Source organism: Enterovibrio qingdaonensis (genome assembly GCF_028683135.1).
GTDB lineage: Bacteria > Pseudomonadota > Gammaproteobacteria > Enterobacterales > Vibrionaceae > Enterovibrio > Enterovibrio qingdaonensis.
On the sequence record NZ_JAJUBB010000019.1, the window covers coordinates 24,016 to 39,222 of the forward strand.

At 48.3% G+C, this 15,207-nt stretch carries 13 protein-coding genes; 4 read left to right on the plus strand and 9 right to left on the minus strand.

Annotated features, from left to right (window positions below):
* Positions 1 to 116: 116 nt before the first annotated feature.
* Complete coding sequence (locus tag LRP49_RS19890) at positions 117 to 1,658, plus strand: YjjI family glycine radical enzyme (protein ID WP_274144295.1); 1,542 nt, start codon at positions 117 to 119, stop codon at positions 1,656 to 1,658.
* A 17-nt stretch (positions 1,659 to 1,675) separates the two neighbouring features.
* Positions 1,676 to 2,557, plus strand: coding sequence for a YjjW family glycine radical enzyme activase (locus LRP49_RS19895; protein WP_274144297.1), 882 nt, complete (start codon positions 1,676 to 1,678; stop codon positions 2,555 to 2,557).
* A gap of 27 nt (positions 2,558 to 2,584) precedes the next feature.
* Here the strand turns inward: LRP49_RS19895 and LRP49_RS19900 are convergent, their stop codons facing one another.
* From LRP49_RS19900 to LRP49_RS19930, 7 genes are all read right to left on the minus strand, one after another.
* Entirely contained in the window at positions 2,585 to 3,499 is a 915-nt protein-coding gene (locus tag LRP49_RS19900; RefSeq protein WP_274144415.1) for a LysR family transcriptional regulator, read from the minus strand.
* A gap of 125 nt (positions 3,500 to 3,624) precedes the next feature.
* Positions 3,625 to 4,878, minus strand: a complete 1,254-nt coding sequence (locus LRP49_RS19905; RefSeq protein ID WP_274144299.1) for a glutamate-5-semialdehyde dehydrogenase — start codon at positions 4,876 to 4,878, stop codon at positions 3,625 to 3,627.
* 51 nt (positions 4,879 to 4,929) lie between these two features.
* Positions 4,930 to 6,084: a glutamate 5-kinase gene (proB, locus tag LRP49_RS19910; protein WP_274144301.1), complete on the minus strand. Its 1,155-nt coding sequence runs from the start codon at positions 6,082 to 6,084 to the stop codon at positions 4,930 to 4,932.
* 97 nt (positions 6,085 to 6,181) lie between these two features.
* Complete coding sequence (gene crl, locus LRP49_RS19915) at positions 6,182 to 6,586, minus strand: sigma factor-binding protein Crl (protein WP_274144303.1); 405 nt, start codon at positions 6,584 to 6,586, stop codon at positions 6,182 to 6,184.
* A 202-nt stretch (positions 6,587 to 6,788) separates the two neighbouring features.
* Complete coding sequence (frsA, locus tag LRP49_RS19920) at positions 6,789 to 8,042, minus strand: esterase FrsA (RefSeq protein WP_274144305.1); 1,254 nt, start codon at positions 8,040 to 8,042, stop codon at positions 6,789 to 6,791.
* A gap of 145 nt (positions 8,043 to 8,187) precedes the next feature.
* Positions 8,188 to 8,646: a xanthine phosphoribosyltransferase gene (gene gpt / locus LRP49_RS19925; protein WP_274144306.1), complete on the minus strand. Its 459-nt coding sequence runs from the start codon at positions 8,644 to 8,646 to the stop codon at positions 8,188 to 8,190.
* A gap of 65 nt (positions 8,647 to 8,711) precedes the next feature.
* Positions 8,712 to 9,998, minus strand: coding sequence for an NCS2 family permease (locus LRP49_RS19930; RefSeq protein WP_274144308.1), 1,287 nt, complete (start codon positions 9,996 to 9,998; stop codon positions 8,712 to 8,714).
* Positions 9,999 to 11,000: 1,002 nt separating this feature from the next.
* On the opposite strand from LRP49_RS19930, the gene LRP49_RS19935 reads away from it, so the two are divergent.
* Positions 11,001 to 12,461 carry an aminoacyl-histidine dipeptidase gene (locus tag LRP49_RS19935; protein ID WP_274144310.1) on the plus strand — a complete coding sequence of 487 codons (1,461 nt, stop codon included), beginning with the start codon at positions 11,001 to 11,003 and terminating at the stop codon, positions 12,459 to 12,461.
* 62 nt (positions 12,462 to 12,523) lie between these two features.
* Here LRP49_RS19935 and dinB read toward each other — a convergent pair whose 3' ends face one another.
* The gene (gene dinB / locus LRP49_RS19940; protein WP_274144311.1) at positions 12,524 to 13,582 is read right to left on the minus strand and encodes a DNA polymerase IV; all 1,059 of its coding nucleotides are present in this window, start codon (positions 13,580 to 13,582) and stop codon (positions 12,524 to 12,526) included.
* A gap of 131 nt (positions 13,583 to 13,713) precedes the next feature.
* Between dinB and LRP49_RS19945 the strand changes: the two genes are divergently transcribed.
* The gene (locus LRP49_RS19945; RefSeq protein ID WP_274144313.1) at positions 13,714 to 14,934 is read left to right on the plus strand and encodes a GGDEF domain-containing response regulator; all 1,221 of its coding nucleotides are present in this window, start codon (positions 13,714 to 13,716) and stop codon (positions 14,932 to 14,934) included.
* A gap of 47 nt (positions 14,935 to 14,981) precedes the next feature.
* On the opposite strand, the gene nqrM is transcribed toward LRP49_RS19945, so the two are convergent.
* On the minus strand, positions 14,982 to 15,203 hold the full coding sequence (gene nqrM / locus LRP49_RS19950) for a (Na+)-NQR maturation NqrM (protein WP_078751161.1): 222 nt from the start codon (positions 15,201 to 15,203) through the stop codon (positions 14,982 to 14,984).
* Positions 15,204 to 15,207 lie beyond the last annotated feature (4 nt).

A 15,207-nucleotide genomic window follows, 5' to 3' on the forward strand; every position in this document is an offset into this window, starting at 1 on the left:
GCTATTTCACACACCATACGGATTTCCATTTTGGAAAAATATGCTTCTTCATTGTTCAATAGTGACAAACCGGATTCGCGCTTAGAATAAACCCAAATTAAAGTAGGGTCTTTTCCATGAGCAAGCATCTGACAGAACTTCAAGAACGTTTCTACCAAATCATCAACAACCCAACCCTGTCGCCAAAGCAGAAAAACCAATGGCTGGCGTTGGAAGCAGAAGCTAGCCTGCCTTACATGGATATCTCTGACGATATCGAGCAGGCGATGAAAGACGGCGTTATCTGTGACATGTTTGAAGGTCACGCACCGTTCAAACCACGCTACGTGCTGCCAGACTACGCAAAGTTCCTGTCTCAGGGTTCTGAGTACCTAGAGCTGTCTCCAGCAGAAAACCTTGATGATGCGCTGAACATGCTGAACATCATCTACCACCACGTACCGTCTGTGACCAACATTCCTGTTTACGTGGGTCAGTTGGATGACGTGTTGATGCCTTACGTGGGCGACCTGTCAGACGAAGAGATCTACCAAAAAATTAAGCGTTTCTGGATCATGCTGGACCGCACCCTGCCAGACGCATTCATGCACGCAAACATCGGCCCAGCAGACAACATCATCTGTCGCACTATCCTGCGCGTGGATGCTGAGCTAAAGCAAATTGCACCGAACCTGACGTTCATGTACGACCCAGCGGTTACGTCTGACGACCTGCTGCGTCAAGCGACATCAAACATCGTTGAGTGCAGCAAGCCGCACATCGCGAACTACCCAATGCACGCTGCCGCATACGGTGACAAGCGTTTCGGTATCGTAAGCTGCTACAACTCGCTGCCACTGGCTGGCGGTTCTAACACGCTAGTGCGCATGAACCTGAAGCACGCTGCTGAGAAAGCAGAAAGCGCACAAGACTTCCTGAACGCAGTGCTGCCAACGTACAGCAAGCTGATGGTTGAACTGATGGACGTGCGCAGCAGCTTCCTGCACGAGTCTTCAAACTACTTCAAACACTTCCTGGCAACAGAAGGTCTGATTGAAGAAGGTCGTTTCGCGCCTATGTTCGGTATTTACGGCATGGCGGAAGCGGTTAACATCCTGATGGAGAAAGACGGTCAGTCACAGAAGTACGGTCACGGCATCGCGGCAAACGAACTGGGCCACGCTATCTCTGCAAAACTGGCAGAGCTGGTTGAAGCAAGCCCTGTGAAATATGGCCTGAACGGTAAAGCGGTTCTGCACTCACAAGGTGGCATCAGCATCGATAAAGACGTGACCCCAGGTGTTCGTATTCCTTACGGTACTGAACCAGACCCAGTGACTTACGTTCACGCAACCGCTGGTCACCACAAATACTACACCTCGGGTATCAGTGACATTCTGACCATCGACGAGACGGTAAAATCAAACCCAGAAGCCATGTTCAACCTGTGTAAGGGTGCAATCAACATGGGCTACCGCGAGTTCACCGCGAACGTTGCGTCAAACGATCTGGTACGTGTAACGGGTTACATGATCAAACTGTCTGACATCGCGAAATACGACGATGAAGGTTCTCGTAAGAACACCACGTGGCTGGGCGCAGAAGCGGCTTGCAACACGGGGATTCTTGACCGCGCACCACGTGTGGTGAGCTTCGAGACCACGCCTGTTTACAAGTAATCGCATACCACCGGAGAATGTCAGTGAAACCGAGTAAGACAAACGCATTGGTCAGCCGTATCCTGACATTCTCTTGTGTCGATGGACCGGGCAACCGCCTGGTCATCTTTTTGCAGGGCTGCAATTTCGACTGCATTACCTGCCACAACCCGCATACCATCAATCACTGCACCGATTGCGGCGATTGTGTGGCACCCTGCCCTGCTGATGCGCTGTCATTCAGTGCTGAAGGCAAAGTGGTTTGGGATGCAGCAAAGTGCACACACTGCGATCTTTGCATCGATGTATGCCCTCACAAATCCAATCCGAAAATTGTCAGTTACAGCTTGGATGACATGCTGGCCTTGGTTCGCCAACACCACTTTTTCCTGAACGGTATTACCGTGTCAGGCGGTGAAGCCACGCTGCAACTGCCGTTCATTATCGAGCTATTCAAAGCCGTAAAAGCCGATCCTGCGTTGTCACACCTGACATGCTTTATCGACAGCAACGGTTCATTGTCGCGTGCAGGTTGGGAGCGTGTTGCCCCTTACCTTGATGGCGCAATGATTGATTTAAAATCTTGGCAATCCGAGACGCACCGCTGGCTCATTGGTCGCGATAAACACCGCGTTATCGATACTATCGACCTGTTGGCTGAGATGGGAAAACTGCACGAAGTGCGTTTGCTTCATATTCCGGGGAAAAGTGACTTGGATACGGAAGTGGATGCCGTCGGCGCGTATCTCAATAAACTGCCAGAATCGGTTCAAATTCGCCTTAATGCCTTTCAGCACCATGGCGTGATGGGTCAGGCACTGGAGTGGGAAAAATGCAGCGAAGCCGAAATGGATCGCTTCCACGACTTGCTGTTCGCCCGTATTCAGCGTCCGATGCTGAAACCGACCATTTATACCTAATTTACCATCCTGTTTTCGGCTGGCTTTTTAGCTCTCGGCAATAAGCTGGCTGTGAAGCCAACGACACGCTGGGTTGTTCAAGCTCACCATGTTCCACACCAAACTGTACGCCACTTGTCCGTAATCGAAGGGCAAGGGTTTTGCGACCAGATCTTTTGCCTGCAAGGCGGTTTCCGCCCAGCGTTTGGAGCAGGTAAACAGATAGTCTGAGTGATGGCAGGTCAGTGCCGCAGAGCCAAAATCTGCGACCATCAAAGCGATGTTGCGCGCGCCATGGCGTTGCGTCAGCGTCATCTCAAAATACGGTTCAGCCAAGTCTTTGTCGATCACCCGAATGTGGCGGCAACTTAAGTATCCCTCAATCGTTAAGTCTTGCTGTGCGAGCGGATGATCGGCACGCATCAGACACACCATTTCATCTTCCATAATGGTTTGCCACACCAAGCTTTTGCTTTGTGTCGGTGGCTGGCTGATGTCGTGCGGCAACAACAGGAAATCCAACTTACCGCTTTGCAGCGCTTCAAAGCTGAACTGCTCTTTGGTGGAGATGTTAAGGCGTGCTTTGTCTGAAAGCTGGGCGGAAATTCCGCAAAGCTTCGGTGCAAACAGCTCAAAGGTGCTTTCACGCATTGAGAGCGACAAGGTGCCTTCATACACCTCTGGCGAGAACTCCCCTTGCTGGAAAATGCCATTGATGTTCGACAGCACATTGTGAATCGCAGGGCCGATACTGAGCGCAAATTGCGTGGGCGTTAGCTGATTACCACGACGGAAGAACAGATCGTCATTAAGCTGCGTTTTTAACTGACTGAGTGCCTTGCTGACACTGGATGGGGTCACACACAGAATATCCGCCGTTGCCGTAACACTGTGCGTCATCAAGAGCACATGCATCACAGTGAGATTCTTAAGGCTGATCCGAGAGAGTGTGGTGTAATCCATCGCAGTTTCTGGCGTTATCGAATAGTGGCGAGAGAGTACCGCCATTCAATGAAAACAGATAGTGGCTGAATAGAAAAAAGGCACTCATGGAGAATGCCTTCTGCTGCGATTTATTCAACGTCGCCTTAAGGGCGTGCGAGATAATCTGCTTTACCTACCCATTTGTAGGTGGTGAGCTCTTCTAAGCCCATTGGGCCACGCGCATGCAGTTTCTGAGTAGATACCGCAACCTCTGCGCCCAAACCGAACTGTGCGCCGTCTGTGAAGCGTGTTGACGCATTCACATACACCGCCGCTGAACCTGCACCGTTGATGAAGGCTTCTGCCGCCATCAGATCGTTAGTCAGGATCGCGTCTGAGTGGCTCGCGTTGTGATCGCGCATGTGCTTCAGAGCAGCATGCACGTCAGAGACAATCGACACGCCCAGCGTATAGCTCAGCCATTCGGTGTCAAAGTCACCTTCGCCCGCTTCATGCAAATCAGCAACCGCTGACAACAGAGGGTAAGCTGCGCTGTCTGCAACGATCTTCAACTTGTTGTCATTCAGCAGTGGCACCAACTTTTCAAACAGCTCAGTCGCAACGTCTTCATGCACCAGCAGCGTGTCCAGCGCGTTACACGCTGACGGACGCTGTGCTTTCGCGTTGATGATAAGATCCAGAGAGCGATCCAGATCCGCAGTCTTATCAACAAACAGGTGGCTGATACCAAAACCGCCGATGATCACAGGGATAGTGCTGTTCTCTTTACACATTTTGTGCAGACCTGCACCACCACGTGGGATGATCATGTCGACGTATTCGTCCAAACGCAGCAGTTCACCCACCAGCTCACGGTCTGGTTTTTCGATGTACTGAACAGATGCAGCCGGTAAGTCAGCTTTTTCCAGCGCAGTCTGAATCACTTTCACAAGCTCAACGTTTGAGTGGAACGTTTCGCGACCGCCACGCAGGATGCTCGCATTACCGGTTTTCAGGCAGAGCGAAGCAATATCAATGGTCACATTCGGGCGCGCTTCGTAAATCACACCAATTACACCAATGGGCTCACGACGACGACTCAGTGTCATGCCATTTTCTAGCACTTTGCAGTCAATCTCACTGCCGACGGGGTCAGTCAGAGAAATTACATTGCGTACGTCTGCGGCAATACCCGCCAGACGAGATTCATTCAAAAGCAGACGATCAAGCATCGCGTCGGGCAGACCTGCTGCGCGACCCGCGTCGATGTCTTTTGCGTTAGCAGCAAGAATTGCCGCCGCATTTGCTTCTAATTCATCAGCAATCACTGCCAGCGCTTTGTTTTTCTGCGCCGTCGGTGCGGTTGCCAGTGCGTAAGCAGCGTCTTTCGCTGCGCGTCCCATTTGTTGCAGACTCATTTCAGCCTCTATTGCTCTTCCATTTAGGCCGCGGCTTGCGCCACAGCCTGATTAATCGATGACGACCAAATCGTCGCAGTGCACCGCGACGGCTCCGTGTGCATAACCCAGAATATCTTGAATATCCTGACTATGTCGACCTGCGATGGCACTTAAATCTTTGCTTGAGTAACGACAGATCCCACGCGCCAGCAGTTTTCCGTCCTTATTACAGATACGTGCAACAGCACCACGGTCAAATCTACCTTCAACAGCAGTAATGCCTTTTGACAATAAACTGCTGTGACGCTCAACCACGGCTTTCGCTGCGCCATCATCAATGATGATGTTACCTGCTGGAGGAGGACCCGCGAGAATCCAACGCTTGCGGCTTTCCAGTGGTGATTCTAGCGGTAAGAAGCGCGTACCCGCAGGTTTGCCTTCCACCACATGCTGAATCACTTCAGGACGGCTGCCCGCGGCGATGGTCACTTCAATACCTGAACGACGCGCAACGTCTGCCGCTTGCAGTTTGGTCGCCATGCCGCCCGTGCCCAAACCACTTACGCTGCCACCCGCCAGTTTATGCAGGGTTTCATCAATAGTATGAACTTCGTGAATTAGTTCAGCGTCTGGATTGCTGCGAGGGTCTGCCGTAAACAGACCAGGCTGGTCGGTAAGAAGCAACAGCTTGTCCGCTTCTGCCAAAATCGCCACCAGTGCTGACAAGTTGTCGTTGTCACCCACTTTGATTTCCGCAGTTGCAACAGCATCGTTTTCATTCACAACCGGAACGATATTGTTGTCGAGCAGTGCTTGCAGCATATCGCGCGCATTCAGGTAACGCTCGCGATCATCCAAATCTGCACGCGTAAGCAGCATCTGACCGATGTTGATGCCATAAATGGCAAACAGGCTTTCCCATGCTTGAATAATGCGCGACTGGCCTACCGCTGCCAGCATTTGCTTGTTAGCGATAGTGTTTGCGATTTGAGGATGGTTTAAGTGCTCACGACCTGCCGCAATCGCACCCGAGGTAACGATAACAACATGATGACCTTCGCGAATCAGCATGGCGCACTGACGAACCAGTTCAACCATGTGTGCACGATCCAGTTTTTTAGATCCGCCGGTAAGTACGCTGGTGCCCAGCTTTACAACGACAGTCTGGCGATCAGATTGACCACCAGACGTTTTGATAGATAAATTGTTTTCTTGGCCTGACATGACATTGATAACAAATAAAGCAAATGAGCTCTTCTTTTATCAATCTCAGCCCAAGATAACAAGCGAATAAAGCATTCGTTTGCGTGATATTCGAAAGTTATGCAGCCGAACCCAGCTTTGGTTGCTTAAGTGATGGGAGTGCTGAAATCTCCAGCGACAGGTCACCTTCAACAAATGCCGTGATTTTCTGGTAGAAAGTGTCCAGAGACGCTTTCACTTCAGTGGCACTTTTGTTCGGGACATTTTCTTCTTTCCATTCGCCCGCCGTATCAAACTTGCCGAAGGCGTAAAAATATTCAAATCCACCCTCTTTTGGCGTCAATTCCATCCACCAACCCCAAAATTCACGACTTTCGGGTGTTTTTTTTGCGTTTACACAGGCAGATAGGCAGTCGAAGAAGTAGCTTTCTTCTGAGGATTTATTCTGGCGAAGATAGGGGCCCAGTTGCGCGAACTTTGTCATTAGTCGGCCATGGGATAGTGATTTAGTTTCGTCTGTCATAGCAAGCTCCCTTAAAACGAATTCCAATGTTGTTATTATTCGTTGCGTTATTCACAGGCGATGCTGTCAATACAAGACCTCAAAGCCAGGTCGATTTTTAATCAGCAAACTTCAAGTGTATAACAATCGAACAAAGGAATTCGTCTAATATCAGAGAGCCTTGACCAATTCGAGGTACCTAAAACGAGTTAAAAGACCTTAGTCACAAGGTCTTTGAAAACCAAGCCATGGCCTCCAACATGATTCTGTGATAACCATCATGCAATGGTGCGCTTGGTAAGGTTTTCGCCTTTCCACCTTGGCTATAAAGTGCGGCCAATTGGTTGTCTGTTTCAGGGCACACAGGATCCCCTGATAGGCTTAGTGCCAACACAGGAACTTTAGTCCGTCTACCGGTCAACAAACCCTGATTTTTGAGGGATAACGCCTGCAGTTGCGTCAGTAGCGATGTACTTGCAACCGACTTACCCATTCGCGAAGCTATCGTATCAAGATACATAGGCGGAATGTTTTTTTGCAGGTACGCTTCATTCAACATGGTATGCAGCATGCCGCCCACAGACACGCATGATTTCACGTTGTTTTGCTCAACAAATGCCATTCGGACCGCAGCATTCGCCCCCATGCGCACACCTAAACAACCGATGCGGTGATGGTCAACCCATGGTACAGAACGTAACTCTTGCAACATTGCCTGATGCAAACGGCTGGTATCTTCTGTGAGGTTCCAGTGACTGCTTCGCCCAACAGACGGCATATCCAGCGTCAACATGGCGATATTGGCAGGTGCAAAATAGGTTTCAAACAAACGCCATGCGTCGGTTTGCAAGCTATCGACACCACCACTGACGATCACGGTCGGCAACGGCTCATTGGTATGAGGGAGATACAAAAAACCTTCCAGCGGTTTTCCATCAACCTGAGTAACAACGGTTTTAACCTTGTATGGCAGTTTGTCTATCGCATTATGAAACGCTTTATTGGCCAGCGTTTCTGCTTGTAGCGATAAAGGATCACCTTTTAAATGCGGATAAGCAGCGATGCTGAAACAGGTACTTGCCAGCAGCCACGTATTTGCCGCGTCCGCTTTTTTACCGGACTCTTCGAGACGTTGCGCCGATTTTTGATGACGCATTCCGCATTGCGTCCATTCATACGCCCAGTTTCCTGCCCGATAGCCTACGACGGTATCAAGTAATTTTTCGCTGCTTCGATCGTTATCAGACACCGCAATTCTCGCCAATGTCTCTTCCATTTCAATGGGGTCGACACCTTGCCATATCCACTGAGGACGGCGAAGGATACGGTACCAGCTATTGTCACTGTCTCCATCCAAGGCATTGTGTAAACCACTTAGGTTTTGATTCACCGAGCCAACAATGGTTGAGGTTTCCTTGGCATGCTTGTGTTGTTTGAAGAGTTTAATTGACAGGTTTTCGGATTCGGTTTCGCTCACGCAACCTCTCCCAAATATTCAGAAATTACTGGGGTTAGTGTAAACCATCATAGGCAGAAAACCATGATGTTTGCCCGTATAAATAGCACCGTCTTCACTAATATTTAGATATAAAAAAAGCCCCTTTCGGGGCTTTTTACAATTCTTAGCGCTTAGCAACAGGCTCAACGAATGTCACGCCCATATCCCAAGGCTGCTCAATCCAGCAATCCTGAGCGATGTCTACCACGTAGTCGTCAACCAAGTGCTTACCAGCAGGTTTCGCACACACAGTTACAAACTTCGCTTTCGGGTACATTTCACGGATAACTTCCGCAGTACCACCAGTGTCAACCAGGTCATCAACAACGATGAAACCTTCACCGTCGCCGTCGGCTTTCTTCAGGACTTGCATATCACGCTGATGATCATGATCGTAGCTAGAGATACAAACTGTATCTACGTGACGAAGACCCAATTCACGAGCCAGAATTGCGGCTGGTACCAAACCACCACGGCTTACCGCGATAATACCGGTCCACTGATCAGCAGGAAGCAGCTTCTCTGCCAGCTGGCGGGTGTACATTTGCATGTTGTCCCAGGTGATAACAAACTTGTTGCTCATTTAGAAAACCTCAGAGGCGATGGTCGCCAATATAACTCACTCAAAAGATTGCGGCGTATTGTGTCTTACATAACAAATTTCAGCAAGAACATCGCAGAAAGAACCCACACACTGATATGTACGTCACGTCCTTTGCCACTAAGTGCCTTGATTGCACAGTAAGAGATGAAGCCCAGACCGATACCGTGTGCGATTGAATACGTCAACGGCGTTAGCAAACAAACAACCACGACTGGTGCTGCTTCAGTCAGATCGCGCCAGTTTACGCTCACCAGTCCTGACATCATCAGAATCGCAACATAGAACAATGCGCCTGCTGTCGCGTAGGCTGGAACCATGCCCGCCAATGGTGAGAAGAACAGGGCAAGGATAAACATGATACCGACAACAACCGCTGTCAGACCTGTACGACCACCCGCTGCTACACCAGACACACTTTCAATGAAAGACGTCGTGTTTGACGTACCCAGAACCGCACCAACTGTCGTTGCAGTACTGTCAGCCAACAGTGCTTTGTTCAGGCGAGGCAATTTGCCATCTTTGTCCAACAGCTCTGCTTTAGTTGCAACACCAACTAGGGTGCCGGCAGTGTCAAACAGGTCAACAAACAAGAATGCAAACACAACCGAAATCATCGCAACATCAAACGCACCAGACAGGTCCATTTGCATAAAGGTCGGAGCGATGCTTGGTGGCGCAGACATGATACCTGCGTATTGAACGTTACCCGTGATAACAGCAATTGCTGTCACAATCAGAATGGCAATCATTACCGCGCCTTTAATGCCGCGATTAACCAGACCGATAGTCAAGAAGAAGCCCAGTGCCGCCATTGCAGGACCAAACGAAGACAAATCACCCATTGCAACCAGCGTTGCAGGGTTGTCGACAACGATACCTGAATTTTGCAGTGCGATCAGTGCCAAGAAGATACCGATACCTGCTGAAATGCCCGTGCGCAAAGAAAGGGGGATAGAGTTGATAATCAGTTCACGGACTTTAAACAGGCTCAGTGCAATAAAGCAAAGACCAGACAGGAATACTGCGCCCAATGCTACCTGCCACGAGTAACCCATCTGGAATACTACGGTGTAAGTAAAGAAGGCGTTCAGACCCATACCCGGAGCTTGTGCTACTGGGTAGTTGGCAACTAGACCCATGATGAAACAGCCAATCGCCGCAGCCAAACAGGTTGCAACGAACACTGCACCGCGGTCCATGCCCGTCTCAGAGAGGATTGCTGGGTTAACAAAAATGATGTAAGCCATCGTCAGAAACGTTGTGAGTCCTGCGATAACCTCGGTGCGTATATCTGTACCTTGCTCTTTTAGTTTAAAAAGACGCTCAAGCATGGCTTTCAATTCCTTGGAAAGAGTGTTTATGGCCAGTCAAAAATGACGCAAACGTTTTCCACAAACGTTTGCGTGGAAATTCGACGCGAATATTACCCGCCACTTCTCGAAATTTCCAGCGTGAATTGCGTCACGTTAACATCGTTTGGTGGTGATTTAAGCTAAAGACCGCTTGTTCGAGTAACTGCGCATATAGTAGAAGGAATTTTCGCACAATAAATGTACAGCTGGAGATTATGAGATCGATATAAAGTATCTACTCAGCAATTGGGCGGGATTAGACATTTTTGGAAAAAAAGGTAAAAAAAACGCCACTAATATGTGGCGCCAGATGAAACGTTGTTTCCAAGCTGGAAACAAATTATCTGTTAGAGTTGGGGTATTACTGTATCGTGCGCAAGTACGGTCACTTACGCTGATAACCGAACGCGTTCGGGTATCGGAAATTAGCTGTTAATACTGAACCTTGGTTCCAATAGCTGGAAGCGGAATTACCTTTCATCGTTTAGGGTACTCTTTCTCAATACATTCGAATGGATGCAGCTTTTACAAAGCTCGGTTCCTTGGAGACGAATAATATCGGGCTTTTCCTTAAACGAATGAAAGCGCATCACCAAATCCTGGGTGCGTAGACCTTTCTTCACAGTCCTGCTTCAGGACGGTGAGATAATAACCTGTTCGTTATTTTATTACAATCCCCATAGAGATCTATGTCACATAAATTTCATCAAACAGGCCATTTATGTAATAAAATTACAGAAAAGGTCATCCTAGTGCTACGGTTTCTTAGTAAAACCATTGGATCAAGCCCAATAAACCCTCTCACCCGCAGCATGTGTGACAGATAAAACCCTTACTTTATAGTTTAAGATTTAGTCACCTATCAGATTTATAGGGATATCCTTTTAACAAGGCATACTTTTCCGTTACAAATTCTGTTAGGTTATCGACGTGCAGCATTTGTTGCGCATCGATTTTTTTTCGTTTTTCTGGAGAAAGCCTGTGTCAGAAATCAGCCAACTGTCACCACAAGCTGTGTGGCAATTTTTCGATAAGATTTGTTCGATTCCTCACCCGTCTAAGCACGAGGAAGCATTGGCGCAATACATCATTGATTGGGCAACCAGCGAAGGCTTGGCTGTTAAACGTGATGATGTGGGTAATGTCATCATTAAGAAACCTGCAACAGCAGGCATGGAAAACCGTAAAGGTGTCGTACTGCAAGCGCACATCGACATGGTTCCACAGAAAAACGAAAACACCGAGCACGATTTCACGGTTGATCCAATCCGCCCTTACATTGATGGCGAATGGGTAACGGCTGACGGCACCACATTGGGCGCAGACAATGGTATGGGTATGGCTGCGTGCCTTGCAGTACTTGCGTCAAAAGAGATTGAACACGGTCCATTGGAAGTTCTGCTCACTATTGACGAAGAAGCAGGCATGACGGGTGCGTTCGGTTTGAAAGAAGGCTGGCTTGAAGGCGACATTCTGCTGAACACCGACTCTGAGCAAGAAGGCGAAATCTACATGGGTTGTGCAGGTGGCGTAGACTCGTCACTGACGTTTGCGCTTGAGCGTGAAACCGTGCCAGAAGGCTTTGTGGGCAAAACGCTACAAATAAAAGGCCTGAAAGGCGGTCACTCTGGTTGTGATATTCACACTGGTCGTGCCAACGCCAACAAACTGCTGGGTCGTTTCCTTGCAGGTCATGCAGAAGAACTGGGTATCCGTGTTCTGTCTATTCGTGGCGGTTCGCTGCGCAATGCAATTCCACGTGAAGCATTTGGTGACATTGCACTGCCTACTGAAAACGCAGAGAAACTTGCCTCACTGTTCAGCCACTACCAAAACCTGCTGAAAGAAGAGCTAGGCGCAATTGAAACCTCGATTGCGCTGTCAGTTGAAGAACTCACTATCAGTGAGCAAGCACTTACCGCCTCAACTCAAGCGCGCATTATTGCAACGATTAATAGCTGTCCAAATGGCGTGATTCGAATGAGTGACGACATTGCCGGTGTGGTTGAAACCTCGCTGAACTTGGGTGTTATTACCACAGAAGAAAACACCCTAACGATGCTTTGTTTAATTCGTTCGCTGGCAGACAGTGGACGTAGCTACGTAGAAAGCATGCTGACCTCATTGGGCGAACTTGCAGGTGCAAACGTCGCGTTTGCGGGTGCTTACCCTGGCTGGAAACCGAATGCTGACTCTGAAATCATGCATGTTTTCCGCAAGACCTATGAAGATATCTACGGCCGTATTCCAAACATTATGGTGATACACGCAGGTCTTGAGTGTGGTCTGTTCAAAGAACCGTACCCAAACATGGATATGATCTCTTTCGGTCCGACAATCAAGTTCCCTCACTCTCCAGATGAGAAAGTGAACATTGAAACCGTGGGATTGTTCTGGGAACAAATGATCGCGATTCTAAAAGCGATCCCAGAGAAAGCATAATTACTCTGCCACAACGAAAAAGAGCACCTCTGGGTGCTCTTTTTGTTTCCGCTAAGCTCAAACTACCAATTAAAGCTGAGCTGTGACGGACCGTGTTTGTCTTCAGCTTTCAGGCCGACATTCAATCCGATTAGTCTTATGCCCCTTCCCTGCTGTCTGTCCAAGGCCTCTTTAAGCAAGTCTGGAAACATCTTCTCATCGTATCGCCATTGACGATGCTCAACCGTCGTTTGTTGGAAATCCGAAAACTTGAGCTTCACACCTTGGCGCGCAATTTCCATTTCTGGGCAAACACGACGCAATCGCTGCTCCATTTCTTCATAGAGTGAAGCCATCACTTCGAGGCACTGGGCTTCGGATTGAATGTCTTCTGCCAGTGTACGCTCCACTCCCACCGACTTTCTCACCCTATCGGTCTCGACGTTTCGATCGTCAATCCCGTGGCAGCGACTCCAAAGCGATTGCCCAAACTTACCAAAACGCTGTAATAACGCGTGCTTCTCAAACTGCTGAACATCTTCACCAACATAAAGCCCTAGCTCATGAAGTTTGCCCAAGGTGACCTTGCCAACGCCTGGTATTTTTTCAAGCGGCAAACGTTTCACGAACTCGTCCACCTCGGGTGGTGTCACGACATGGATACCATCAGGTTTATTGATATCAGACGCTACCTTCGCGATGAACTTAACCGGCGCAACACCGGCCGATGCAGTCAGTCCCAACTCGGTTTTTATCGCCAACCGAATATCTTCCGCAATCATGGTCGCAGAGCCCCTAAAAAGTAAGCAATCACTTACATCCAGATAGGCTTCATCAAGGGAAAGTGGCTCAATTTTATCGGTGTACCGTTCAAAAATGGCACGGATTTGGCGAGAGACCGCTTTGTATTTGTTCATGTCGCCACGCACAACGGTCAGATTTGGACACAGCTTGAGAGCATGTGCCGTTGCCATAGCCGAGCGAACACCAAACTTACGCGCAATATAGTTACAGGTAGAAATCACCCCGCGACGCTTCTCAGAGCCGCCAATCGCTAGAGGAATGTTTCGTAGCTCCGCGTTGTCTCGCATTTCTACAGCAGCATAAAAACAATCCATGTCGACGTGGATAATTTTTCTCATTTGGTCACATATCGAATTAAATACCTGTGTATAAAAACAGTGTCTGGTGCAAATGTCAAACTACACAATTTTCACTCTAATGTGTCCTATAGTTAATAAAAAAGACAATAATGAACTCATCAGGCTTTCGTATGACAAAAAATCACCAAGTCTTAGTCGTCGAAGATAGTCCGACTTTTCAAAGCTATATTTCCTCTCTTCTTGAGGATGCTGGATTTGAGCCAGTTATTTTCAGCAACCTCGCAGACACAAAAGCATACCTTGAAACCGAGCCAACATTCCTTTGTGCCGTTCTTGATTTTTGCTTGCCAGACGCCCCGAAAGGCGAAGTCATTGACTATGTGCTCGCCTATGGTCATCGCGTTGTCGTGCTAACGAGCAATAATGACCCAGACACAAGAAAATACCTGTTTGATAAGGGCATCATTGATTTCATCCTAAAAGACAGTGCCGTGTCTGTTGCTTTTCTGAGCCCCTTGCTCAACAGATTGGTTCACAACATCAGCAAGAAAGCCTTGGTCGTCGAAGACTCCGTCTCGATGCGAGCGAGATTGGTAGACCTGTTAGAGCGTCAGTATTTAACTGTCCTATCAGCGGAGAATGGCTTAGAAGCCTTGGAGATTTGCGAACAAGTAGACGACATTAATTTAGTCATTACCGACAATGATATGCCGTTAATGAAAGGCATCGAATTAGTGCAGCACCTACGGCTTGATTACAGTAGAGATCAGTTGTCAATTATTGGTCTTTCTGCCTCTTCAAACTCTGAGCTTACCTCTCAGTTTCTTAAAGCTGGTGCCAACGATTATTTAAATAAACCATTCAACCAAGAAGAGCTTTATTGCCGTATCCACACGCTTCTCGATATACAGGATGCCAGCGAGCAGCTTTTCTATCTCGCGAACCGTGATGAGTTAACCGGGCTTTGGAACAGACGGTATTTTTTCAATTTTGCTGCTGAAAACCCAAGTCCAAATAAAATGCTGGCAATGATAGATGTCGATCACTTTAAAAAGATCAATGACAGCGTGGGTCATGAAGGCGGGGATCATGTATTGAAAGAGCTTGGTCACCTGTTAAAGCACTCTTTCTCCTCGGCACTACCTGCCAGACTTGGAGGCGAAGAATTTGTCGTGATCTGCACGGGGAATGAAACGGTCTTTGAGCAAGAGCTCCTCGCGTTCAAAACGGCGGTAGAGCGTTTTCACACCGAGTTCGATGGCAACAATATAAACTTCACAGTGAGTATTGGTGCATCCAGAGGTAACCGTTCACTGTCTTTACTGCTAAAAGAAGCTGACGATAAGCTGTATCAAGCCAAAAGAGAAGGCAGAAACGCGCTCGTCATCTAACAAAATGAAGGCAAAGAAAAAGACCGCTTAAAAGCGGTCTTTTTCATTTAAAGGATTTGATTCTTTTTCCATTCTTCGGTTTTCGCCGCGCGAGCTTCACGCTTTTTACGTGCATCGCAAGGCTCAGGGCAGTCGCATTCTTTCTCTATGCCAACAGCACCCAAACCACCACAGCTACCGCTAATGGTTTTACGCTGGATAATGAAGCCGATGGCCATTCCTGCAATCACAAGCAGAAACACCGAAAACGTTATCAAATATACAGACATCTTT